Here is a 22,926-nt window from a genome sequence, read left to right as displayed (position 1 = left end):
GGCACTCGTGTCGCCGGGATAGCCACGTTCGAACACCTCAGATCGCCCTCTCCAATTCAGGTATGGCTTCGAACAAGTCCGCGACCAGGCCGTAATCGGCCACCTGGAAGATCGGCGCTTCTTCGTCCTTGTTGATCGCAACGATCACTTTGGAGTCTTTCATACCGGCCAAATGCTGGATCGCGCCGGAGATACCGACGGCGATGTACAGCTGTGGCGCAACGATCTTGCCGGTCTGACCGACCTGCATGTCGTTGGGTACGAAACCTGCGTCGACTGCGGCACGGGAAGCGCCGACGCCGGCACCGAGCTTGTCGGCTAGCGAATACAGGTGTTTGAAGTTGTCGCCGTTCTGCATGCCGCGACCGCCGGAAACGACGATCCTGGCAGCGGTCAGTTCCGGACGATCGGACTTGGCCAGTGCTTCACCGACGAAGCTGGAGGTGCCAGCGTCGTGAGCCGCCGCAACGGCCTCAATAGCCGCCGAACCACCAACAGCAGCCACCGGGTCGAAACCGGTAGCGCGTACGGTGATGACTTTTACCGAAGCGTTGGACTGCACGGTAGCGATAGCGTTACCGGCATAGATCGGACGTTTGAAGGTGTCAGCGCTTTCAACCGAGATGATCTCGGAAATCTGGTCAACGTCCAACTGCGCAGCAACGCGCGGCAGGATGTTTTTGCCATTGGAGGTGGCAGCCGCCAGGATATGGCTGTAACCCTTGCCCAGCTCAGCAACCAGTGGCGCAACGTTTTCTGGCAGTTGGTGCGCGTAGGCAGCGTTGTCGGCGACCAGCACTTTGGCCACGCCAGCGATTTTTGCAGCCGCTTCAGCTACCGCGCCCACATTGGCGCCCGCTACCAGAACGTGAATGTCACCACCGATTTTCGCGGCAGCAGCAACGGTGTTCAGCGTGGCCGGGGCCAGCACGTTGTTGTCCTGCTGGTCAGTTGAAAAGTCAGCAATCACCAGGATATTCATTCAAATCACCTTCGCTTCGTTTTTCAGTTTCTCGACCAGTTCAGCCACCGACTTGACCTTGATACCCGCGCTGCGTGCAGCCGGCGCTTCGACTTTCAGGGTCTTGGTGGTGGAGGCGGTGCAAATGCCCAAAGCTTCCGGAGTCAGCACTTCGAGAGGCTTCTTCTTGGCTTTCATGATGTTTGGCAGGGACGCATAGCGCGGCTCGTTCAAACGCAGGTCGGTGGTGACGATGGCCGGCAGTTTCAGGGAAACTGTCTGTGCGCCGCCGTCGACTTCGCGAGTCACGGCAACCGTGTCACCGGACACCTCGACTTTCGAAGCGAACGTGCCCTGACCGTAGCCGCAAAGGGCAGCGAGCATCTGGCCGGTCTGGTTGTTGTCGCTGTCGATGGCCTGTTTGCCAAGGATCACCAGCTGTGGCTGTTCCTTGTCGACGACAGCCTTGAGCAGCTTGGCCACGGCCAGCGAGTTCAATTCATCAGCGGATTCGATGAGGATGGCCCGATCGGCACCCAGCGCCAGAGCGGTACGCAGCTGCTCTTGAGCAGTGATTGGGCCAATGGAGACGACGACGATTTCAGTCGCAACACGCCCTTCTTTTATAGAGAGTTCTTTCAGGCGTACGGCTTCTTCCACTGCGATTTCGCAGAACGGGTTCATCGACATCTTGACGTTAGCCAGGTCGACGCCGGAATTGTCCGCCTTGACGCGGACTTTGACGTTGTAATCGACCACCCTTTTTACCGCTACCAACACCTTCATTTTCGCTCCCCCTGTGAGTACAGGTCTGATCGCGAGAAATCTCTCGCAATGCCCATGCGGACCAGGCCGCATGGGCGTATGAAAACGCCTCAGCCAGTGGCCTTAAGCAGCGTCCAACCCCGCAGTGCCGTTTTCTTGCGGAAGAATCAGGCGCGCCGGTACACGATGCAGTGACTTACGAGCCACCATGTAATAGATCAGGCCAGGCAGTGTCAGCCCGATGATCCAAGAGATATCCGTCCCGCCCAACGGCTCGACCAAGGGTCCGGTGTAGAAGCTGGTGGCAATGAACGGCATCTGAATCGCAACACCAAAGGCGTAGACCGCAATGCCCGGCACATTCCAGCGTCCGTATCGGCCATTTGGATCAGAGAGCGCAGGTATGTCATAGCGCTCCTTGGTCACCAGGTAAAAGTCGACCAGGTTGATTGCGCTCCAGGGCGTAAAAAAGGCCAGCAAGAACAGGATGAATGACGAGAAGTCATGCAGGAACGAGTGTTGGCCAAGCAGTGCGAGCAAGGTCGCCAAACCGACCATGATCAGGATGTAGACCAGACGCAGCGTCCTGGAAATTTCCTGGCGACCGCGAAAGCCGCTGATGATGGTGGCCAGCGACATGAAGCTGCCATAGGCATTTAGGGTGGTGATGGTGACCTTGCCAAACACCACGCTGAAATACAGCAGCGCCGCCAGCGCGCCAGTCGACCCCAGACCGACGATGTACGCCACCTCGTGACCGGCGAACTGGTCGCCCGCCAAGGCGGCGACAAACACCCCGAATACCATGGATATTTGCGAACCGATGACCGAGCCAAGTCCCACCGCGAGGAAGGTTTTCAACGGTGAGGTACGACCTGGCAGATAACGCGAGTAATCCGCCACATAAGGGCCAAACGCGATCTGCCAGGAGGCCGAGAGCGAAATCGCCAACAGGAAGCTGCTGAGGGAAAAGTGCCGATTGTCGAGCAGCACGCTCAGGTCGTGCTGCGACAGCAGCGTATAGAACAGGTAGAAAAAAGCGACGATTCCAATGATGCTCGACAACCGACCGATCAAGTGGATCATCCGGTAGCCGAGAATCGTCAGCAACACGATCATCGCGGCGAAGATCATGATGCCGGACGAGTCAGTCACATGGAGCAGCTGACCGATTGCCTGACCTGCGAGCACTGAACCACTGGCGGAAAAACCAATGTACATCAGGCACACCAGCACGATCGGGATGACCGCGCCAAAGACCCCGAACTGCACCCGACTGGAAATCATCTGCGGCAATCCGAGGCGTGGCCCCTGAGCAGCATGCAACGCCATCACCGCACCACCGAGCAACTGCCCGATCAACAGACCGATCAGTGACCAAAACACATCGCCACCCAGGACTACCGCCAGCGCACCGGTGACAATCGCAGTCACCTGCAGGTTTGCACCGAACCACAGGGTGAACTGGCTGAACAGCCGGCCATGCCTTTCCGACTCGGGGATATAGTCGATCGAACGTCGTTCAACCAACGAGGTGCGTTGAGGGTTTTCGTTACGCGTGGACATGAGTAGTTCCTCAGGGTGTCGCCCAGGTCGACACCCTTTTTGTTGTTATAAGGGGAAAGACTTTTCTGATCCTTGAGCGTTTGATGCTGCGTCCGTATCACCTGCAAAGCTGGCGCCGACGAACCTCAGGCCCGTTGGCGACAGCCCTGAAACTTACTTGTGAGCATCGAGCAGGCTTCTGGAAATGATGATTTTCTGAACCTCCGAGGTTCCTTCGAAAATCCGCAAAATCCGCGCGTCACGCACATAACGCTCCAGCGGCAGGTCACGGATGTAGCCGTAACCGCCGTGCAACTGCAGCGCTGCATCGGTGATGAATCCGGCACACTCGGCGGCGACCAGCTTCGCGGTCGCTGAATCCAGGCTGAAACGCTCCCCGCTGTCACGCCGGGCAGCGGCTTTCCAGGTGAGCATGCGTGCGCATTCCAGCTGCGCGTACATGTCGGCCAAACGCCATTGGGTGCCCTGGTACGCGGCCAGCGGTTTTGTACCGATCTGCCGCTCACGCACCCAGTTCAGGCTGCACTGCATCGCGGCATTGGCGATGCCCAGCGACATGGCCGCCACCTCCACCCGACCGCGATCGAGTACCGCCATGGCGGTGTTGAATCCCTGCCCTTCAATGCCGAGCAAGGCCGACTCCGGCAGCCAGCAATCCAGTGCCAGCTCATAAATGGTACTGCCGCGCAGCCCCATGGTTTTTTCCGGGCTGGAGAAGCTGATCCCGGCAGTCCCCTGAGGAATCATGAAGGCACTGATGCCCTTGTGTCCGGCTTCGGCGTCGGTTTTTGCATAGAGCACAATAAAGCCAGCTTCACGGGCATTGGTGATGTAGTGCTTGCTGCCGCGCAGGCGCCAGCCACCCTCCTCGCGCTGTGCCCGGCAACGCATATCGGCCGGATTCGAGCCCGCGGCGGGTTCGGTCAAGGCGAAGGCACCGAGCAATTCACCGGTGGCTGCACGCGGCAGCCACTCTTGTTTCTGGGCTTCGGTGCCACCGATGAGTATCGAGTCAGTTGCCAGAAAGTGTGCGGTCAACGCAGAGGCCGTCGAGGCACACGCGCCAGCAACCGCTTCAACCACCCGACTCATTGCCAGGCTGCCAATCCCGAGTCCACCGTACTGCTCTGGGAGGTTGATCCCCATGCAGCCGAGTTCGGCCAGGGCTTTCAGGCTGTCGACGCAGAACGTTTCCGTCTCATCGTAATGCTGAGCCCGCGGTTGAATGACTTCCCGAGCGACTTGTTCAGCGGTTTCAATCACCGCCAGCTCAACCGGATCCAGTTCAAAGTTCATGTGGGTTCTCCTGTCTATTCAGTCCGAATGCCTGATTGTCTGCACCCAGCCGAGGCGCAAGCGTGGTGGCGTGGGGTTTGTGACCGTTGAAAAACACCGGCTGCGGAACCAGCGGTAAGGCAGAGCCTTCGGGGAAAATCTGCAATTGCCGGACGCGCGCCTGCTCGCTGCCTGCCGCTTCGGCGAGATTCCACACCGGCGACGCCGGAACACCGGCATCGAGCAAGGCATCACAAAGCTCCTCGACCTTGCCGTTGCACGTCCAACCTTCGATTTCTTCGCGCAAGGCCGGCTCGTTGCGGGTGCGTTGATCGTCGTCGACAAAACGCGGATCACTGGCCAATTCGGCTTTGCCCATGCACTCACACAGACGTTGGAACAAACGATTACTAGCCACCGCGATAACCACCAGACCGTCCGCCGCACGGTAGGTATCGAACGGCGTCGAGACCGGATGGCGGTTACCCACCAGGCCAGGTGCCACGCCGTTGGCATAGAGGTTGGATAAGCCGGTCATCTGTAGACTGAACAACACATCGAACATGGCGACGTCGATGTATTGCGCACCCGGCGCATGCCGTTCACGAGCGAACAGTGCCGAGCTGATGGCCCACGCGGCATACACACCGGCACACAGATCACCCATCGCCTCGCCGCTGCGGGTCGGCCCGGTCTCGGCAAACCCGGTCACGCTCATGAGGCCAGACATGGCCTGGGCGACAATGTCGTAGGCCGGCCGCCGCGACAGCGGCCCATCCTGACCAAAGCCGGAAATGCTGGCGTAGATCAAGCGCGGGTTGTGTTGTTTCAGGGTGTCGAAATCGATACCCAGTCGCTGGGTGACACCTGGGCGGAAGTTCTCCACCACGACATCCGCGTCAGCGACCAGTTTATAAAACTGCGCCCGGTCGGACTCCGACTTGAAGTCGATTTCGACGCTGCGTTTGCCGCGATTAATCAGACCGAAATAGACGCTTTCGCCGTCACGAAAAGGCCCCAGATGACGGCTGTCGTCACCGTGCATGGGCACTTCGAACTTGATGACGTCAGCTCCCAGATCCGCGAGCATCGCGGTGCAATGCGGGCCGGCGAGGACCCGGCTGATATCCAGGACGCGCACGCCCTGGAGTTGTTGAGTGAAGGGACTGTCTTTCATCGTCAATGCTCCGCAGGGAGTGGTCACTCAGGCCTTGGTGACCATCGGCAGGTTCAGGCCCTGCTCGTTGGCGCAGTCGATAGCGATCTGGTAACCCGCATCGGCGTGACGCATAACGCCAGTCGCCGGGTCGTTGTGCAGTACGCGAGCGATCCGCTCAGCGGCTTCGTCCGTACCGTCGCAGACAATCACCATGCCCGAGTGCTGGGAGAAGCCCATGCCGACGCCGCCGCCGTGGTGCAGGGACACCCAGGTCGCGCCGCTCGCGGTGTTGAGCAGGGCGTTGAGCAGTGGCCAGTCGGACACGGCATCAGAACCGTCCTGCATGGATTCGGTTTCGCGGTTCGGGCTGGCCACGGAACCGGAGTCCAGGTGGTCACGACCGATCACGATTGGCGCGGACAATTCACCGCTGCGCACCATTTCGTTGAACGCCAGACCGAGCTTGGCGCGCAGGCCCAGGCCAACCCAGCAGATACGTGCCGGCAGACCCTGGAAGCTGATGCGCTCGCGCGCCATGTCCAGCCAGTTGTGCAGGTGGGCGTCGTCCGGGATCAGCTCTTTGACCTTGGCGTCGGTTTTGTAGATGTCTTGCGGATCACCCGACAGCGCCGCCCAACGGAACGGGCCGATGCCACGGCAGAACAGCGGACGGATATACGCCGGTACGAAGCCTGGGAAGTCGAACGCGTTTTCTACGCCTTCTTCTTGGGCCATCTGACGGATGTTGTTGCCGTAGTCGAAGGTCGGAATGCCCATCTTCTGGAAGTCGAGCATGGCTTTAACGTGCACGGCCATCGATTGCTTGGCGGCTTTCACCACAGCGGCTGGCTCGGTCTTGGCGCGAGCGCGGTATTCGTCCCAGGTCCAGCCGGCGGGCAGGTAGCCGTTGAGCGGGTCGTGGGCGCTGGTCTGGTCGGTGACCATGTCCGGACGCACGCCGCGCTTGACCAGCTCGGGAAGGATTTCAGCGGCGTTGCCGAGCAGGGCGATGGAGATCGCTTTGCCTTCCTTGGTGTATTTGGCGATGCGGGCCAGAGCGTCGTCGAGGTCGGTGGCTTGCTCATCGACATAGCGGCTGTTCAAACGGAAATCGATGCTGACCTGCTGGCATTCGATGTTCAGCGAGCACGCACCGGCCAGGGTCGCGGCCAATGGCTGAGCGCCGCCCATGCCGCCTAAACCTGCGGTCAGGACCCAGCGCCCGGTGAGGTTGTCGTTGTAGTGCTGGCGACCGGCTTCGACGAAGGTTTCGTAGGTGCCCTGGACGATGCCCTGGCTGCCGATGTAGATCCAGCTGCCGGCGGTCATCTGGCCGTACATGGCCAGGCCCTTGGCGTCCAGTTCGTTGAAGTGTTCCCAGCTCGCCCAGTGGGGCACCAGGTTGGAGTTGGCGATCAGTACGCGCGGGGCGTTGGTGTGGGTCTTGAACACGCCGACCGGCTTACCGGATTGCACCAGCAGGGTCTCGTCGTCATTCAGGTGGGTCAGGCTTTCGACGATCTTGTCGTAGCATTCCCAGTTACGGGCCGCACGACCGATGCCACCGTAAACCACCAGTTCTTTAGGGTTCTCGGCAACTTCCGGGTCGAGGTTGTTCATCAGCATCCGCAGCGGGGCTTCGGTCAGCCAGCTTTTGGCGGTCAGCGTGTTACCGCGGGCGGCGCGGATTTCGACGTCACGGTGTTTTGTAAAAGAAGCAGGCGCAGGTTTGTCAGTCACGGTGGATTCCTTCATCGAGCATATCAACGTTATGGGGCTGGCGAGGCATGTTGCTTCTTATACCAGCCTGTACATACAAGTGAATGCAAGTGAGAGGCCATAATTTTTTAAAGGCGAACGAATCCCCTCCAAATTTTTGTTAAAAATTCAGATATTTCAATTAGTTAAAAATTTTAAGAGAAAATTCTAGAGAAATGACTTAACGCAAAAACAGAAAAAAATCTGCCGCAATATCGTGCAAACCAATGACCTTAAGTAACACGATTGCGCCAAAAGTAACGCAGGTAACACTCCGGAGCGAGGTCGTGTCGCTCCGGTAGCAGTCACCCGTAAGGAAGGATCAGTTACCGAACTTTCCTTCGAGTCGATAGCGTGAACCGGGATAAACCAGTCGTGCACTGCCGACCTGACCTTTCGCCGACCAGGTGCGCCGACGGATCAGCAGACACGGTTCGTTGCGCTTGATTTGCAGCAATCGGCACTCCACTGATTTGGCATGGATCGCTTCGACCACATGCTCCCCTTCCGTCAACGGCGCCAGCTGGATGAGATAGGCATAAGGCGTGACCTTGGTGAAGTCCTGCTTCAGGTACTCAGGGGCAACCTGCGCGTTGACGAAACGCTCCTCGATTTGTACCGGCACCTCATTCTCGTAATGCACCACCAGCGAATGGAACAGCCGCGGCACACCGTCCAGCGCAAATGGCAGCGCCAGACTGGCCTTGGCAGATACTTCTTCAAGGGTGATGACTTCACAGCGATGGGTGTGCCCGCGCGCAGAGATTTCTTCGGCGATATTGTGAATTTCAAACAGCGCGGCATGACCTTTGGGTTCGGCGACAAACGTGCCAACGCCTTGCATGCGAACCAGCAGCCCTTCTATGGTCAGCTCCCGCAAGGCCCGGTTGATCGTCATGCGGCTGACCCCCAACAGGCTCAGCAGCTCGCTTTCCGATGGCAACTTCGAGTTTGGCAGCCATGCTCCCGAGCGGATCTTTTGCACGATGACTTGCTTGACCCTGGCATACAGCGGAGAGGGACTCTCGATCGTCAAGGACTCAAGGGGTGGGTTGCCATCGACAGTCGTGGACACAATGACTCCTGCTAATAAAGGGCTCCAGCGAGCGGAACGCCTAGTTTATACGAACACCTCGCATGAGACGTGCTGGTTGAGAATATCGAGCAGGCGGCGCATAAAAAATGCCCCTATCTTGCGATACGGGCATTTTCTGAAACCGCCAGGCCGCTCCAAAGGCAGGCACTACGCCCAATGCCAGTCAGTTAAGGAATTTCAGGCTCAACATTGCCCCCGTAGCAGCTGCCGAAGGCTGCGTCCGGCTGCGCAGCAGTCGCAAATCCTGCTTCCACGGTTTGTCTGGAGTAGCGCAGCGGCTGATTTTACGACTGCTGCGCAGCCGGACGCAGCCTTCGCCAGCTGCTACAGTTCGCGTAACGTCTTACTTAACTGACTGGTGTTGGGCACAACGCCTGTCGTCAACGACCCAAACCCACCCCGTCAATTCTCTAGAGCACGCACGCGTTCCATACGGCTTTGCTCCTGAGCCTGATCAGTGGACTGAATAGCGAAGTCGAAGTCGATTTCGGCAAAGCGGCCTTCAACGCCGTAGGCATGCGCTGCGGCCTGGTCTTCGCTGAAACGGATTTCAGCGACCAGTTCGTCGCGCGTGGCATAGGCAAAATCGTCGTACAGATATTGCTCGCCCGACAGGTTGATCTGGGTCGTCAGGTGACGATGACCCGGGGCCGAGATGAAGAAGTGGATATGTGCCGGACGCTGACCGTGACGCCCCAGTTGGTCGAGCAGCTTTTGCGTCGGACCATCGGGTGGGCAACCGTAGCCGGACGGCACGATGCTGCGAAAACGGTAGTTGCCCTGAGCATCGGTCTCGATACGACGGCGCAGATTGAACGCCGATTGCGTACCGTCGAAGTATGAATAAGTGCCACTGGTATTGGCGTGCCACACATCGACGATGGCGTTGGCCACCGGCTTACCCTGCAGGTCCTTGACCTGGCCCTTCATGAACAACACGGTGCCGCCGTCAGTGCCATCGTCCAGACGGGCTTGGTTTTTGCTCAGCGGTGCACCCGCAACATACAGCGGGCCTTCGATGGTGCGCGGCGTGCCACCGGACTTGCCCGTTTCTTCGTCTTCGGCATCCATCAACAGGTCAAGGTAATGTTCCAGCCCAAGACCGGCCACCAGCAGACCGGCTTCCTGACGGGCACCGAGTACATTGAGGTAGTTGACCGCTTTCCAGAACTCTTCAGGCGTGACGCTCAGCTCCTCGATGATATTGACCGTGTCTTGCAGAATGCGCTGCACCAGCGCCTTCACCCGCGGGTTGCCGGCACTCTTGAGTTGGCCGCTGGCCTCCTTGAGAAAATACTGAACACTTTCGGTCTGGCTGATTTTGACGGTCATGATTGAATCCTCACCTTGTTTTTATCGGTAGGTCGATACAAAGAGGGGCCGGTCAGGCGCCCGTAAAAAGCGGCCACTCAAAACGGTACGGTCAATTTCAGCCAGTACGCATCGCCTTCAGGACGATTTCGCACCGCGGTTTCCTGCTCCCATTTCGCGGTCAGGAACCAGCCTTTGTTGCTGGTGTATTTCACCGATGGACCCATGGCAAACGCACGTCCTTTGTTATCTTCGATGCGTTCGCCGTTCTGCCGGTCATCGGTGGTCTGGCGATAGGCGTAGCCCCCGACCCCCACGACCCAACCATTGCCCAGGCCCCAACCGAGCGCATAGTCCATATGCAGCTCCTGGCCTGAAAGGTAATCGGTGGCGTGGTTTTTCAGGTTGAAGTCGTACATGACTTTCGCATCGATATTCAGACCCGCAGGATCGATGTACGACACCGCGAAGACCGGTTCGATGCCCCAGTAATTGCGACCGATATTGGCCAGGTCGTGGCGGTCGTAGTCACCGGTAGGTGCAAGAACATCGAGGGCGACGATGGTGTGCAGTTTGTCACTCAGGTGATAGCCCAGCGCGGGCCCGAAAATGACGTCGCCCAACCCTTGCTTGCGTTGTGACTGGTCGTTGACGTCGACCTTGAGGTCAACCAGCGGCACGATGGCATGGAACGCCAGGCTCGCGCCCAACACCTGCTGATCGGTCACCCAGATCAACCGCGGCGCGATCGAGTTGGCTTGTACCCGAAAATCCACCGGCAGCTTTTTTCCGTCATTTCCGCGCAGCGAATCGGCCTCATAGTGGCCGACATAAAACTGCGCATAAAACCCTGGCGGCGGCATTGCCCCGGACAGATAGTTTTCCGCGCCCATGGGGTACGTGGAACCTCCCCCTTCGGTCGCCTGTGCATTACCTGCAAGTCCCGCCAGCAGGCTCAGACCTGCGCAGCGTAGAAGCTTGAGGGCATTGATCTCTGAGTCTCGCTTCATCATTGATGACCTTTCTTGTTTTTATGATCGGACAAGGCGTTGCCGCCCGTGCGGTAAAACAGGCAACGCCAACGCAGTCACTTCAGATACGTTTGAAGAGTGCTGAGCGCGTACTCGGCGAAGCGCCATCGGCCGCGCTGTAAAACCGTTCCATGAAAATGTCGCGCTCGAACAAGCGCCCCTGCATCAAACAGCTGATCGCCGCATCAATCATCGGTGGCGGGCCGCACAGGTAGGCTTTGTTTGAACTGAAGCGGCCTTCGAAATGCGACTTTGCCGCTTCATGCACATAACCGTTGAAACCACTCCACTCGGGATCATCCTCGGCCTGACTGAGGGCCGGGACATAGATGAAGTTCGGGTGGCGCTGCGCCAGTGCCTCGAACAGCTCCCGGTTATAGAGCTCGGCCCGATTGCGCGCGCCCTGAAACAGCACGATGCGTCGCGTGTCATTGGCTTCGAGCAAGTCGAGAATCATTGACTGCGGACTGGACAGGCCCGAGCCACCTGCAATGAAAATCAAGTCGCCAGCCTGGGACGTGCGAACAAAGAACTGCCCATACGGCCCCGACACATCGACGGCATCACCGACTTTCAGTTCGCGATGGATGTTTTCGGTGGCTTTGCCGCCGTCCACCAGACGCACATGTAACTCGACTTCATCGGCACGACTCGGCGGATTGGCCAGGGAGAACGCCCGCGTCCCTTCGACGCCTGGCAATTGCAGGTTGATGTACTGCCCGGACTGGAACGCCATCGGCCGATCCAGCTTCAGGTGTACACCCTTGATCGTCGGCGACAGATCGACCAGTGCCGTCACCACCGCACGGTAATCTTCGACAGGGTGACCGGCGAAATCCGGATCGACGTCAATGTCAGCCTCGATAACCATGTCGCTTTGCGGAATGGCGCAACAAGCGAGGATCTTGCCCTCGTCACGCTCCATGTCCATCAAGGCGAATGACGAAGCGGCGCCAAGATCCGCATCGCCTTCCAGGACCTGGACCTTGCAGGTGGCGCAAGTGCCGTGGCCACAGGCGAAGGGCAGCCAGACACCCTGGCGCAACGCGGCTTGAAGGATGGTCTGGCCCTCCTCCACGTCTATCTGCTCGCCCGTGGGTTCGATGGTGACTTGATAGCTCATGATCGTCTCCTCAGTTGAACGTGCCGGCGATCCCGTTCAAGCCGGGTGTCGCCAGATGCAACAGGCTCTTATGGCCAATACCGTTATCGATCAGGCTGACCGCCCCGTTCGGGGTAAAGGGTTGATCATTCAGGCGCCATTGGGCTTTGCTGAAGTCCACCGAGGGCGCATCCGGATGCTGGGAAATAGACGGTTTGACCACCTGTTCGATGAAGTCCGCAAAGCTCATCTCAGGCAGTAGCGGAAAGGTAAATGGCGCGCAAAACATCAGGTGTTTTTCCCAGCACAGGTACACCAGTTGCAGGCCGTGGAAATTTTCCTGGCAATCCAGGGCGTGGGCCTCATACGGGCCGATGGCAGTCACGGGCATGATCTTGTCCTTTCTTGTTATGACGCAGTGTTCTGGTGGGGCAAGCGCACGCCTGGGCGTACGCCTGGTTCTCAGGTTCAGATCAACCGGCCTTAAGCAGGTCCGGGTCAACGGGCGTTGCCGGCGCGCTGTGCTTGTCGTTCGGATGCCAGTCCTGCCAGCGACGATGTTCTGCCGAGCCCAGGTACTCGAAGTTGTCTTCACCGGGATTGATGTTGTAGTAGTCGCGGACCACCGATTCGACGTCTGCACCACCGCAGTTACCCTGCAGAATCTGATGCACCGGCAGCCACGCCTGGATGTACTTCTCAGGCTCGTACTTGAAAATGTCGCAGCAGCCATCAGAGCAGAAGTGGTAACGATCGCCTTCGTGTTCGACGCTGCGATGACTGAGGGTGGTCGGGGCATCCGGTTCGCTGAAGCCCAACGGGATCTGGCAGATCTGGCACAGCATCGGCAGGGTCGGGTTGTAGAAGCGCTCACCCTTCTCTTGCAAGGCACGCCAGTGTTCGAAGCGCGGGCGATAGATCGTGTCGAAGGTGTCCGGGTACTTTTCCGACAGCCAGTTCAGCTCTTCGTCGGTAGGCATCCAGGTATGGAAGTTGGTCGCCTGGCTGTACTGGTAGAAAATCGACCAGGCCTGGTGGGTGATGTGTTCCTTGCCGATGTTGGCCTCTTCGACGTATTTCGGCGGACGAATGCCGTAGCGCTCCAAATCCTTGAACAGTGCACCGCCCGCCTCTTCGAAATACACGCCCCAGGCTTCGGACCAGGACATGACTTTGTTCGGCAGCATGTAGTCCATCATCATCCCGACCAGGGTCAGCAGGCGGTAACCGCGCCAGAACCACTTGTCGATCCAGCGCTGGATGATCGGCACGTTGTCTTCGTGTTGCTCAAGGAGAAACTTGATCACCTCCAGGCCCAGGGTCATGTGCCGTGCTTCGTCCGATTGCGCGGAGAAGCCAAAGGTCACGGTGGCCATGTCGCCGTTGAACGCAGCACCGGACATGAACGGTACGAACAACAGGTTGGTCAGCACGTATTCGAAAGAGAACGAAATCGCCGTCAGGAATTCGAACGGACCGGCAGTGCGCGCATCTTCGAAGAACGATTTGGGCACCGAGAGGAACCACACCCGGTCATGCATGTGAGCGAAATCATGCAGGCCGTTGAAGTGTTTGTTGTAGTGACTCATGGCGTGAATCTGAGTCTGCACGTGACGCAGCTCATCGATGGCCTGCATCTGGCAGGCCACCCGCGCGCCAGCACCGCTGAACTGCCGACCGACCCGGGCGAAACCCTGGTACGCCTGGTATTCCAGCGGCGTGACGCCGGACAGGAACAACTTTAGTGCGTTGACATAACGCGCGTCCGATAACGTGGTGTGGCCGTTGTTCTGCGAGAACGCGTCGAAGATCGCGTAGAGCTTCTTCTCTTTTTCGGCCTGGTACTTCCAATAGGTATCCATGGTCAGGCGGAAGGGATCTTCCCACTTGTCCCAATCAGTAATCTTGATCCCCTCGAAACGCTCGTGAGGATAAATGTCTTCGTGGGTCTGGTAGCTTGGCTCCCAGTCCAGATCACGGGTCATGCAACGGTATTTTTCTTTGGCATTCAGGCGTTTTTTCGCGGCCATGATGACTCTCCCGGCTCTTGTATTTGTTGGAAAGGAAAAGCTGATCAGTTGTTCCAGTGCAGGGAAAAGCTGTCGTCCTCTTCCTCGACGTTGCCACCCAGGGTGATGACGTACATCAGCATTTCCTGAATGTCCCAGGGGCTGCCGGTGAGGCCCTCTACCGTCTCGCGGCGGATATCCAGGCGTCCTTCGGCTTCGATCCGGATCATCGATGGCTGGTGCTGGACCTCAGCGCCCGGGTTGTCCTGAACGATGGCGTCGACGATGGAACGCGAGTAATCGTTGTCCTGCAGGTTGATATAAACGCGCGATTTCATGCGGCTACTCCTGTCAGGCCAATCTTCTTCAACCGGGTGGCGAATTCGCTGCAGACATCATCCATCGCCGCATTGCCCGGCCCCATGGCCGCAAGCGGACGCAAGGCGTCCACAGCGCGCAGGCTCCAGTAGTCGATCCAGCCCTCAACCCGCGTCTTGTTTTCCGGGCTTTCGTTGATCACGGTCTTGACCAGCGCATCGACCCAGCGTTGGCTTTCCACGAACCACAAGCGCATGAACTCGGTGAGCATGCCCACCTGCCCCGCACCATTGGCACTGAGGTGGTCATCGAATTTCTGGAACAGCAGCGGATACACCAGGCCATCGCTGATCAGGTTCTGGGCCAGGGTGAGTTCGAACCAGTCGCGCACGACCAGGGTGTCTTCCACGTAACGACGCAAACCTTGCCAGGCCGGATCGTTCAACCACTGCTGCTTGGCCTTGGCCAGGAGCAGTACGTCGCCGTCGTCGAGCATCAGGCCGATTCGCGAGAGGTATTGGGCAATACCCAAACGGTCCATGGCGTGGAACATGTGCATCTGGGTCAGGCTGGTGCCGAAGCCATCGGCGGCAATGTTGCTGTTGTTCATGTTCGCGCCCAGTTCCGCATGGCGCAGCGGCAGTAACAGCGAGCTGATTTGTTCGAGGCTTTGAACCTCGAGGCCGGCGAGCATGTTGCGCTTCTCGCAGAAGGCGTAATCGTGCTCGGCGTTTTCCTGCATTTTTGCCCGGGCCTGGACATAGGCACCGTAGTAGTACTGACGAGGGTCGGTGACCGACCCCCAGTCAGCCATGACCACGCTGGTGCGGGTCTGGTCGTTGAGCAATTTGTCCGGCTGCCACAGCGGGCGGTAATGGAAATTGGTCGCTGACTCGAGGTCGAAACTGGCCTCTTGATAGCGAGTGGCGACTTTGTCACCGAAGCGCCGACGGGTATGACTGAAGGTATTGCGGATCGTCTCTACCGTCGTCGTCTTGATTTCTACACTCATGGCTTTGGGTCCTGTCATTGTTGTTGTGGTCAGCCGATACAGAGATGCTTAGTCGCTCAAATCCTCGCCACAGGAATCCTCGGCAGACTCGCCGTAACGCCACTTCTGCATGTCCGCATCGATGGCCTCGGACATCTGCGCATCCATGTGCTGCACCCTGTTGGTCACGCAGAACTGCTGGAAGGCCGGACGTGGCATTACCAATTCGACGTACAGGTCCGGAGTACCGATGGCGAAGTCGAATTCGACGAAGGTGTCCTCCGGCGAGCTGCGTACCCGGACGTAGCGTGGCAAACGATCAAATGGGGTGGATAGGTGTTTCATGTTCAGCTCCTCACTCGGGCTGAACAGTGCAGAGCAATGCCTGTGCCAGGCTTTTAAAGTGGATTTTTAAAGTTTTTAACTGGCTGATTTAAAACAACTAAATAGAATTAAGGTGAGATAAACAGGGTGTTGGCGGGAGGTAAATTCAGACCCGAGACAGGAACACATTTGATCATTTGATCAATTGAAAAAAGGCTTTTGAGCAAATGGATCAAAGGAGCCCGCAATTGACTTTCTCGACAAATTCAGGCCGTTTATTAAATAGATTTTTGTGGCAGGACTTGAGCCGAACTCAATCCTGAAAACCCTACATCTCCTGTAGGAGCGAGCTTGCTCGCGATAGCGGATTGTCAGGCGGCATCAATGTTGAATGCCAGGCCCATCGCGAGCAAGCTCGCTCCTACAGGATTTGCAGCGCTGCGGACTGTGCGGATCCATAAAAAGCATCTCACTGGTTGCTTTGATGAGATCGTCATCCGCCTGAAAAGCGATCAAGGTCTGCAACACAAAACGTCCCTAATACAAAAAAAACAGGGGTTAGCGTGCATGAGCATGAAATACCGAGCGTCGGAGCATTCTCCGTCACTCAAGGATCTGTCCGACCGCATTCGCTTTCTGGGCAGCGAAGGCAAGATCTGGCTCGACGAACAGCGCATGTTGTTGATGCAGGTTTCAGCCATGGCGTCCTGCCGTCGCGAGCTGATCGAAATGATCGGCGAAGAACGGGCCAAAGGTTTCTTCCTGCGCCTGGGTTATCAGTCAGGGCTCAAGGACGCCGAACTTGCGCGCAAACTGCGGCCCAATGGCAGTGATATCGAGATGTTTCTCACTGGCCCTCAACTGCATTCGCTTAAGGGGATGGTCAACGTTCGGCCCCTGAAGATGGACATCGATCTCGAAACCGGACACTTCTACGCCGACCTCGAATGGCTGGACTCTTTTGAAGTCGAAAACCACCAAAGCGAGCACCTGGAGTCAAAGCAACCGGTGTGCTGGATGCTGCTGGGCTATGCGATCAGTTACACCTCGTTTTTCGTCGGCCGGCAGATCATCTACAAGGAAGTGAGTTGCCGGGGCTGTGGCGACACCCAGTGTCGGATCATCGGTAAGCCGGCCGAGGAATGGGACGATGCAGAAGCGTTCATGCGCTACTTCCAGAGCGACCCGATCATCGAGGAACTGCGCACGTTGCAGATCCAGGTCGAGAGTCTGAGCGAACGCCTGGACCTGCGCACCGGACAGTTCTACGGCATCGGCCAGTCCGCGGTGTATCGCAAGACCTGTGCGCTGATCGACAAGGCCGCGCCCGGCAAGACCTCAGTGTTGTTGACCGGCGAGACCGGCGTCGGCAAGGAAATCATTGCCCGCAGCGTGCACCTGCGCAGCGAACGAGCTGACGGTCCGTTCATTGCGCTCAACTGCGCGGCCATCCCGCCGGACTTGATCGAATCCGAGCTGTTCGGCGTCGAAAAAGGTGCCTACACCGGCGCCAACCAATCGCGGATGGGCCGCTTTGAACGGGCCAATGGCGGCACGCTGTTTCTCGACGAAATCGTCGAACTGACGCCCCGCGCCCAAGCCAGTCTGTTACGTGTATTGCAGGAGGGTGAACTGGAGCGCGTGGGTGACAGCCAGAGCCGGCGCGTCGATGTACGCGTCATCGCCGCGACCCATGAAGACCTTGCCCAAGCGGTCAAGTCCGGGAGGTTTCGAGCCGATCTTTATTACCGGCTCAATGTCTATCCGGTAAAAATCCCGGCCTTGCGTGAGCGCCGGGAGGACATTGCGCTGCTCATCGAGCACTTCCTCGACAAACTCCGCGCCACTTACCCGAAGAAAATCCTCGGGCTCTCCGATCGTGCGCTCGAAGCCTGCATGCGCTATGACTGGCCGGGGAATATCCGCGAGCTGGAAAACCTCATCGAGCGCGGCGTGATCATCACCGACAACAACCAGAGCATTTCTGTCGAAGCGCTGTTTCCACACCTCTCGGACGAAGCGCAAAGCATCGGTCTGACCAGCGAGGGCAATTTGGTCAGCCAGGAAATAGACGTCGGCGGTGACTGGGTTGAGCTACTGATCGATCAGGGCCTGAGCCTGGACGACGTAGAGCAGGCGCTGATGCAGGGCGCCCTGAAGCGTACCCGGCAAAACGTTTCGGAGGCGGCGCGATTACTCGGCATGACCCGCCCTGCCCTGGCGTATCGACTGAAAAAAAACCCTGATGAAAGCGAACTGGAACCCGGCTGATTGGCAACATGACTCGTTTGAAATCATACGGGGTCAAATGCTCTCATCTGAACAGCAGTTGCATCACTTGCACACCAGGGTGTTGACCGAACCTCCGCACTGGTGGTTGTGAGTCACTGCCACATGAATGATCCAAGCACCTAGTGATTTTTCAGCCTTCCTAGCCTTCCCGGTGGAAGGCTGTTTTTTTAACTCGAACTTCGTCCTACCTTCCCCACTGCGCCGTTCTCCCGCCAATTTCTCTCGTTCAAGCCATTTTCGGAATCGCCCTACAGTCAGCTGCGAGGTAGATGGTTAGCCTTCTGGTAATCACGCTCGTCGGCTAGCCATGTGCCGAATTAGAGCCGTCCAGGCGTTTTTTTTTCGCCGCACCTTTGCTTAAGGACAAGCTTATGTTCGCGTCGGCCAACACTGCGCACTTCACGTTATTGATCCCTTCTGTTCGCCACGATTTCAAGGTGCTGGCCTTTGACGGTCTTGAGGCTATCAGTGCTTTGTATGCGATCCACATTGAACTGGTGAGCGAGTCCCTTGATTTCGATCTGGAGAGTCTGCTCAGCCAGCCTGCCTTTCTCCAGTTCGGTCTGAACGGCGAAGGTATTCATGGGCGCATCGAAGACGTCAGCATGGGGGAAGCCGGCAAACGCTTGACCCGTTATCAACTGACGTTGGTGCCGGTGCTGCATTACTTGCAGTTCAGCCACAACCAGCGGATTTTCCAGCGCCTGACAGTGCCGCAAATCATTGCCCAGGTCCTCAAAGGCCACGGCATCCAGGCCGATGCGTTTGCCTTCAATGTCAGTACCAGCCCCGAGCGTGAATACTGTACTCAATATGGGGAAAACGATTGGGCGTTCGTTCAGAGGCTGTGCGCCGAAGAGGGTATCGCGTTTCACCATCAACACTCAGCAGAGGGCCACCTGCTGGTGTTTACCGATGACCAGACGTATTTCCCCAGGCTCGGCGACACGCCGTATCAGCAAGACAGCGGTCTGGTGGCGGAGCACCCGGTGGTCAAGCAGTTCGCCCAGCGTTTCAGCACCCGCACCAGCAAGGCGACGCACCGGGATTACGACTTAAAACGCCCGCATGTGTTGCTGGAAAGCAAATTCACCGCCGAGTTCAGTCCCGCTCTGGAGGACTACCACTACCCGCTGCCGATCGAGAATGAAAAGCGCGGCAAACAGCTCGCCCGACAGGCCCTGGAGCGGCACCGTACCGACTACCAGGTGGCCGAGGGTAAAAGCGATCAGCCGACCTTGCGCAGTGGCCACTTCTTCAACCTGACCGAGCACCCGCGTCAGCAGTGCAACGATTTATGGCTGTTGCTCAGTGTTCATCACTCTGGGAAACAACCTCAGTCACTCGAAGAAGCGATCACCCGCGACAGCAAACCCGCAGACGGCTTCACCCAAGGCTACCGCAATACCTTCAGCGCGATCCCGTGGGACGTGTTCTATCGTCCGCCACTGGTCACGCGAAAATCGGTGTTGGTCAGCCAGACCGCCCGTGTCACCGGACCTGTCGGCGAAGAGATTTTTTGCGATGAATATGGTCGCGTCAAAGTCGAGTTTCATTGGGACCGAGCCGAACGCAACAGCGACAAGAGCAGTTGCTCGCTGCGCGTCTCTTCCAGCTGGGCGGGAGAGAATTTCGGTACGGTGACCATTCCGCGCATCGGCATGGAGGTCGTCGTCACCTACCTGGAAGGCGATCCCGACAAGCCGCTGATCACGGGGTGCGTAGCCAACAAAATCACCCCCGTGCCGTATCCCTTGCCCGCGAACAAAACCAAGACCGTGCTGCGTAGCCACAGCTCGCCGGCCAGCGGCGGCTACAACGAACTGTCGCTTGAAGACCGCGCCGGACAGGAAAAAATCTACCTGCGGGCCCAGCGCGACATCGAGCAACTGATCCTCAATGACAGCGACACCCAGATCGGTAACGACCGCCGCGAACAGATCACTCGGGACAGCCATAGCCTGATCGGCAATGACCGCTTTGAACAGTTTGCAGGCAACAGCTCCAGCCTGATCAACGGCGACGAGTTGCACACCACCCAAGGCGTGCGCAACACCGTGATCGGCGGCAACGAGCTGATCTCCATCACCGGCAACAGCAGCACCACGACGGATGGCACGCTGGTGATTCAGGCCGGTCCACAGGCCCACGTCAGCGCCGCCCATGTGGTGATCGATGCCAGCATGAGCTTGACGCTCAAGGCCGGCGGCCACCACCTCGTCATCACCCCAGGGGGGATTTTCAGTAGCGTGCCCATCGTCGAGGGCGGCGCGCCCATGGCGGGCATCCCGCCGCTACAGGCGCTGGCCCTATTGGCACAGCCCATGATCGCCCCGACACAAAACGCACTGATGGCGGCAACTAAAGCTAAAGACGCCGACTTCTGCCCGATTTGCGAGGCATGTGAAAACGGCCTTTGCCTGCCGAATGGAGTGACATCATGATGGCGGCCTCTCCTCGGCAATGGATGGCCGACCAGCTAAAACTCGGCCACTCTTTGTGCTTGATTCTGGACTCGGAAGGCGAACTTGCTGCCCGCCAAGCCTTGCTGAAAAACCACGATCTTGAGCAGTATCGCAAGGTGTACAGCGAGACTCAGGTCGCCGGTCTGACTGATGCTGGGCCGTTCATGTTCATCGTCGACAACCCCGATGACGAACGCCTCAACGAGCTGCTCAAGGTGCCAGAGCGCAATTGGGGCTGGCTCGCGAGCATATGCAAAGGCGACCTGTCCGTCTTAACCGACCATTGGCGTGAACGGCTGATTATCGGTACACGGCCCAATCAGGCGCTGTACCGTTTTCACGACAATCGTGTCCTCACCCGTGCCCTGGGGCATATCCCTAAAGAGACCCGTCCTGAGTACCTGGGACCAGCGATCAGTGTGTGTTATTGGCAGGGCGCACGCTGGGAAGTCACCGACAATCCTGCTCCCGGCGAGTACCCGGTTCCTGCTGACCCATCGTGGCTGAACGTCCCGGCACCGCAGGGTCAAGCGCTGGATATTCTGCAATCCAATCTCTACCGGTATCTGTGGGCAGAACACAGCGATGAGCTGGTTCGACTCAGCCAGCGCCAAGATCCCAATACCTGGCTAGCAGAGCAACTCTCGCAGGCCCAGCAATGGGGATGGTCTGCCCCTGAGCAAGTGCATTTTTTGATCATAAACAAACTCAATGAAACTGAGCCGCCCATCATAAAAAACTGGTTGCCTCATGCCGGTGAAACCCCGCAGGTTCACTACGAGCGCCTTTTTAATGAAGCGAAATTCTGGTCAGGAGAACACTCTGCATGATGCACGTACGACGCTTTACTCCCCATTTCTTGCGGGCCTTATTTGTGAGCGCAATGGCCTTGGTAGCTTCGGGCTGCTCAATGGCGCAGACCGAGAGTTTTACCTTCCAAGCCGAATTGCCGGAAAACTTTACCATTAGTGCGACTACGTATTACGACTCAGCCTCAGGCGAGGCGTGTTCTGGACATAAAGTTTTCCAAAGCGAACAACCCAAGGGAGCGCACCTGGTTGAGCTCAAGCTGCCGCTAACGGACACGGCGAAGAGTTGTTCAATGGTCTTGAAAAGGGTTGTGCTGAATATCGAAGGGCAGTGGGGCAAGCGTGAGCTGGACATGAGTCTGCAGACTGCCGGTTTATCAATCCGTGATGAGCCATCAGAAACGGCTCTCCCTTTTCCCATGTCGGGACCGCTGGTCTTTCAGGGCCAGTGCCAGTGGTTGTTTCGCACGATGGGGCCGTATCGTTATATTAGAAAAATCCTGAAGTGCAGAGCACTCGACGCGAATGGCGTCGTGCAAAAAAGCCTGGCGGGCGGAACTTTGCAGCGCGATCAGTTAGCGGGCAAGACCGTGAAGTTGGTGCTTACGGTGGCGGATAAGGAAGAACCGTACTTTGGGCGTTCATGGCTAGAAACACCGGAAGGCTGGAAGCCCTGTATCGAAACGAAAGAGACGTTTCGTTGCCAGACCCCACCTATATTTATTAATTTCAAAATGCCCGATGGACGTGACTGCACCGTCTACCCCAACTGCACAGAATAAGGACATCAAACGATGAGTTCGTATAAACCCATGGAAGATTGGGAGACGCCGGCTTTTAGCGGCAGCTTGTGGCTCCGCACACTATTTATGAGTGCTGTGGCTTTGGTTATGGCGGGCTGCTCAATGGCGCAGACCGAGAGTTTTACCTTTCAAGCCGAATTGCCGGAAAACTTTACCATTAGTGCGACTACGTATTACGACTCAGCATCAGGCGAGGCCTGCTCTGGACATAAAGTTTTCCAAAGCGAACAACCCAAGAGCGCGCGTCTGGTTGAGCTCACGCTGCCGCTGACGGACACAGCGCGTGGTTGTTCAATGGTCTTGAAAAGGGTTGTGCTGAATATCGAAGGGCAGTGGGGGAAACGTGATCTGGACATGGATATGGACTCCGCCGGTTTATCAATCCGTGATGAGCCATCAGAAACGGCTCTCCCTTTTCCCATGTCGGGACCGCTGGTCTTTCAGAGCCAGTGCCAGTGGTTGTTTCGCACGATGGGGCCGTATCGTTACATCGTCAAAATCCTACAGTGCCGGGCACTCGACGCGAATGGCGTCGTGCAAAAAAGCCTGGCAGGCGGAACTTTGCAGCGCGATCAGTTAGCGGGCAAGACAGTAAAGTTGGTGCTTACGGTGGCGAAAGAAGAGCTCCCAGCGGTTGGTGACAATTGGGTTAAATTTCCGGCTGGTTGGAAGCGCTGTATGGGTAAGGGACTTGATGACCTAGTGTCCTGAGCGGTTAATTCAATAACTTATTCTTTATCGCCCCCAGCTTTGCTTTGTTTACGGAGCTGATGATTGATTCAGCCGTCTTATTCCACCTGAAGGGCTTGGCTGAAAGGTCATTGTGGGCCTCAATAAATTGACGAATAGCCGCTTTCAGTTCGGCCACGCTGGTGAAGACGCCACGATACA

The 22,926-nt window shown here is 57.6% G+C and carries 20 protein-coding genes and 1 pseudogene; 5 read left to right on the top strand and 16 right to left on the bottom strand.

What is annotated here, in order from left to right; translation table 11 throughout:
• Positions 1-37: 37 nt before the first annotated feature.
• From ACZYSM_RS20535 to ACZYSM_RS20465, 15 genes are all read right to left on the bottom strand, one after another.
• Entirely contained in the window at positions 38-982 is a 945-nt protein-coding gene (locus tag ACZYSM_RS20535; RefSeq protein ID WP_489073988.1) for an electron transfer flavoprotein subunit alpha/FixB family protein, read from the bottom strand.
• On the bottom strand, positions 983-1,747 hold the full coding sequence (locus tag ACZYSM_RS20530; protein ID WP_489073986.1) for an electron transfer flavoprotein subunit beta/FixA family protein: 765 nt from the start codon (positions 1,745-1,747) through the stop codon (positions 983-985).
• Positions 1,748-1,849: 102 nt separating this feature from the next.
• Complete coding sequence (locus ACZYSM_RS20525; RefSeq protein ID WP_489073984.1) at positions 1,850-3,292, bottom strand: purine-cytosine permease family protein; 1,443 nt, start codon at positions 3,290-3,292, stop codon at positions 1,850-1,852.
• 153 nt (positions 3,293-3,445) lie between these two features.
• Complete coding sequence (locus tag ACZYSM_RS20520; protein ID WP_489073982.1) at positions 3,446-4,588, bottom strand: acyl-CoA dehydrogenase family protein; 1,143 nt, start codon at positions 4,586-4,588, stop codon at positions 3,446-3,448.
• Complete coding sequence (locus ACZYSM_RS20515; protein WP_489073980.1) at positions 4,578-5,744, bottom strand: CaiB/BaiF CoA transferase family protein; 1,167 nt, start codon at positions 5,742-5,744, stop codon at positions 4,578-4,580. Before ACZYSM_RS20515 ends, ACZYSM_RS20520 begins: the two co-directional genes overlap by 11 nt.
• A gap of 27 nt (positions 5,745-5,771) precedes the next feature.
• Entirely contained in the window at positions 5,772-7,466 is a 1,695-nt protein-coding gene (gene hutU, locus ACZYSM_RS20510; RefSeq protein ID WP_489073978.1) for a urocanate hydratase, read from the bottom strand.
• Positions 7,467-7,806: 340 nt separating this feature from the next.
• Positions 7,807-8,559, bottom strand: coding sequence for a histidine utilization transcriptional repressor HutC (hutC, locus tag ACZYSM_RS20505; RefSeq protein ID WP_489073976.1), 753 nt, complete (start codon positions 8,557-8,559; stop codon positions 7,807-7,809).
• 423 nt (positions 8,560-8,982) lie between these two features.
• A complete protein-coding gene (gene catA, locus ACZYSM_RS20500; protein ID WP_489073974.1) occupies positions 8,983-9,912 on the bottom strand; it encodes a catechol 1,2-dioxygenase in 930 nt (309 codons plus the stop codon).
• A gap of 77 nt (positions 9,913-9,989) precedes the next feature.
• Entirely contained in the window at positions 9,990-10,901 is a 912-nt protein-coding gene (locus ACZYSM_RS20495; RefSeq protein WP_489073972.1) for a SphA family protein, read from the bottom strand.
• 82 nt (positions 10,902-10,983) lie between these two features.
• Positions 10,984-12,045: an NADH:ubiquinone reductase (Na(+)-transporting) subunit F gene (locus ACZYSM_RS20490; protein ID WP_489073970.1), complete on the bottom strand. Its 1,062-nt coding sequence runs from the start codon at positions 12,043-12,045 to the stop codon at positions 10,984-10,986.
• A 10-nt stretch (positions 12,046-12,055) separates the two neighbouring features.
• Positions 12,056-12,415, bottom strand: a complete 360-nt coding sequence (locus tag ACZYSM_RS20485) for a phenol hydroxylase subunit P4 (protein ID WP_489073968.1) — start codon at positions 12,413-12,415, stop codon at positions 12,056-12,058.
• A gap of 82 nt (positions 12,416-12,497) precedes the next feature.
• Positions 12,498-14,054 carry an aromatic/alkene/methane monooxygenase hydroxylase/oxygenase subunit alpha gene (locus ACZYSM_RS20480; protein ID WP_489073966.1) on the bottom strand — a complete coding sequence of 519 codons (1,557 nt, stop codon included), beginning with the start codon at positions 14,052-14,054 and terminating at the stop codon, positions 12,498-12,500.
• Between the two features lie 44 nt (positions 14,055-14,098).
• On the bottom strand, positions 14,099-14,371 hold the full coding sequence (locus ACZYSM_RS20475) for an MmoB/DmpM family protein (protein WP_489073964.1): 273 nt from the start codon (positions 14,369-14,371) through the stop codon (positions 14,099-14,101).
• On the bottom strand, positions 14,368-15,363 hold the full coding sequence (locus tag ACZYSM_RS20470) for an aromatic/alkene monooxygenase hydroxylase subunit beta (protein WP_489073962.1): 996 nt from the start codon (positions 15,361-15,363) through the stop codon (positions 14,368-14,370). The genes ACZYSM_RS20475 and ACZYSM_RS20470 overlap by 4 nt, the downstream gene beginning before the upstream one ends.
• A 48-nt stretch (positions 15,364-15,411) precedes the next feature.
• Entirely contained in the window at positions 15,412-15,687 is a 276-nt protein-coding gene (locus ACZYSM_RS20465) for a phenol hydroxylase subunit (RefSeq protein WP_489073960.1), read from the bottom strand.
• Positions 15,688-16,233: 546 nt separating this feature from the next.
• Here ACZYSM_RS20465 and ACZYSM_RS20460 point away from each other — a divergent pair.
• From ACZYSM_RS20460 to ACZYSM_RS20440, 5 genes are all read left to right on the top strand, one after another.
• Positions 16,234-17,937, top strand: a complete 1,704-nt coding sequence (locus ACZYSM_RS20460) for a sigma 54-interacting transcriptional regulator (protein ID WP_489073958.1) — start codon at positions 16,234-16,236, stop codon at positions 17,935-17,937.
• Positions 17,938-18,329: 392 nt separating this feature from the next.
• Positions 18,330-20,402, top strand: a complete 2,073-nt coding sequence (locus ACZYSM_RS20455) for a type VI secretion system Vgr family protein (RefSeq protein WP_489073956.1) — start codon at positions 18,330-18,332, stop codon at positions 20,400-20,402.
• Positions 20,399-21,253, top strand: a complete 855-nt coding sequence (locus tag ACZYSM_RS20450; protein WP_489073954.1) for a DUF4123 domain-containing protein — start codon at positions 20,399-20,401, stop codon at positions 21,251-21,253. Before ACZYSM_RS20455 ends, ACZYSM_RS20450 begins: the two co-directional genes overlap by 4 nt.
• Positions 21,250-22,014: a hypothetical protein gene (locus ACZYSM_RS20445; RefSeq protein WP_489073952.1), complete on the top strand. Its 765-nt coding sequence runs from the start codon at positions 21,250-21,252 to the stop codon at positions 22,012-22,014. Before ACZYSM_RS20450 ends, ACZYSM_RS20445 begins: the two co-directional genes overlap by 4 nt.
• Before the next feature lie 12 nt (positions 22,015-22,026).
• Positions 22,027-22,746 (top strand): hypothetical protein, encoded by a 720-nt coding sequence (locus tag ACZYSM_RS20440; RefSeq protein WP_489073950.1) that lies wholly within the window; start codon positions 22,027-22,029, stop codon positions 22,744-22,746.
• A 4-nt stretch (positions 22,747-22,750) separates the two neighbouring features.
• On the opposite strand, the pseudogene ACZYSM_RS20435 reads toward ACZYSM_RS20440, so the two are convergent.
• A pseudogene (locus ACZYSM_RS20435) lies at positions 22,751-22,926 on the bottom strand (IS630 family transposase); the annotation flags it as partial.

The sequence above is a fragment of the Pseudomonas sp. F220 genome, from assembly GCF_057813935.1.
This window is presented reverse-complemented; position numbering and strand designations above follow the sequence as displayed.

What these genes read in the sequence shown, in the direction of transcription:
- ACZYSM_RS20470 (WP_489073962.1), bottom strand. Translation starts at nt 15,363, where the DNA reads ATGAGTGTAGAAATCAAGACGACGACGGTAGAGACGATCCGCAATACC.
- ACZYSM_RS20515 (WP_489073980.1), bottom strand. Translation starts at nt 5,744, where the DNA reads ATGAAAGACAGTCCCTTCACTCAACAACTCCAGGGCGTGCGCGTCCTG.
- ACZYSM_RS20495 (WP_489073972.1), bottom strand. Translation starts at nt 10,901, where the DNA reads ATGAAGCGAGACTCAGAGATCAATGCCCTCAAGCTTCTACGCTGCGCA.
- ACZYSM_RS20460 (WP_489073958.1), top strand. Translation starts at nt 16,234, where the DNA reads ATGAGCATGAAATACCGAGCGTCGGAGCATTCTCCGTCACTCAAGGAT.
- ACZYSM_RS20485 (WP_489073968.1), bottom strand. Translation starts at nt 12,415, where the DNA reads ATGCCCGTGACTGCCATCGGCCCGTATGAGGCCCACGCCCTGGATTGC.
- ACZYSM_RS20535 (WP_489073988.1), bottom strand. Translation starts at nt 982, where the DNA reads ATGAATATCCTGGTGATTGCTGACTTTTCAACTGACCAGCAGGACAAC.
- ACZYSM_RS20525 (WP_489073984.1), bottom strand. Translation starts at nt 3,292, where the DNA reads ATGTCCACGCGTAACGAAAACCCTCAACGCACCTCGTTGGTTGAACGA.
- ACZYSM_RS20475 (WP_489073964.1), bottom strand. Translation starts at nt 14,371, where the DNA reads ATGAAATCGCGCGTTTATATCAACCTGCAGGACAACGATTACTCGCGT.
- ACZYSM_RS20450 (WP_489073954.1), top strand. Translation starts at nt 20,399, where the DNA reads ATGATGGCGGCCTCTCCTCGGCAATGGATGGCCGACCAGCTAAAACTC.
- ACZYSM_RS20520 (WP_489073982.1), bottom strand. Translation starts at nt 4,588, where the DNA reads ATGAACTTTGAACTGGATCCGGTTGAGCTGGCGGTGATTGAAACCGCT.
- ACZYSM_RS20490 (WP_489073970.1), bottom strand. Translation starts at nt 12,045, where the DNA reads ATGAGCTATCAAGTCACCATCGAACCCACGGGCGAGCAGATAGACGTG.
- ACZYSM_RS20530 (WP_489073986.1), bottom strand. Translation starts at nt 1,747, where the DNA reads ATGAAGGTGTTGGTAGCGGTAAAAAGGGTGGTCGATTACAACGTCAAA.
- ACZYSM_RS20440 (WP_489073950.1), top strand. Translation starts at nt 22,027, where the DNA reads ATGAGTTCGTATAAACCCATGGAAGATTGGGAGACGCCGGCTTTTAGC.
- ACZYSM_RS20455 (WP_489073956.1), top strand. Translation starts at nt 18,330, where the DNA reads ATGTTCGCGTCGGCCAACACTGCGCACTTCACGTTATTGATCCCTTCT.
- ACZYSM_RS20465 (WP_489073960.1), bottom strand. Translation starts at nt 15,687, where the DNA reads ATGAAACACCTATCCACCCCATTTGATCGTTTGCCACGCTACGTCCGG.
- catA (WP_489073974.1), bottom strand. Translation starts at nt 9,912, where the DNA reads ATGACCGTCAAAATCAGCCAGACCGAAAGTGTTCAGTATTTTCTCAAG.
- ACZYSM_RS20445 (WP_489073952.1), top strand. Translation starts at nt 21,250, where the DNA reads ATGATGCACGTACGACGCTTTACTCCCCATTTCTTGCGGGCCTTATTT.
- ACZYSM_RS20480 (WP_489073966.1), bottom strand. Translation starts at nt 14,054, where the DNA reads ATGGCCGCGAAAAAACGCCTGAATGCCAAAGAAAAATACCGTTGCATG.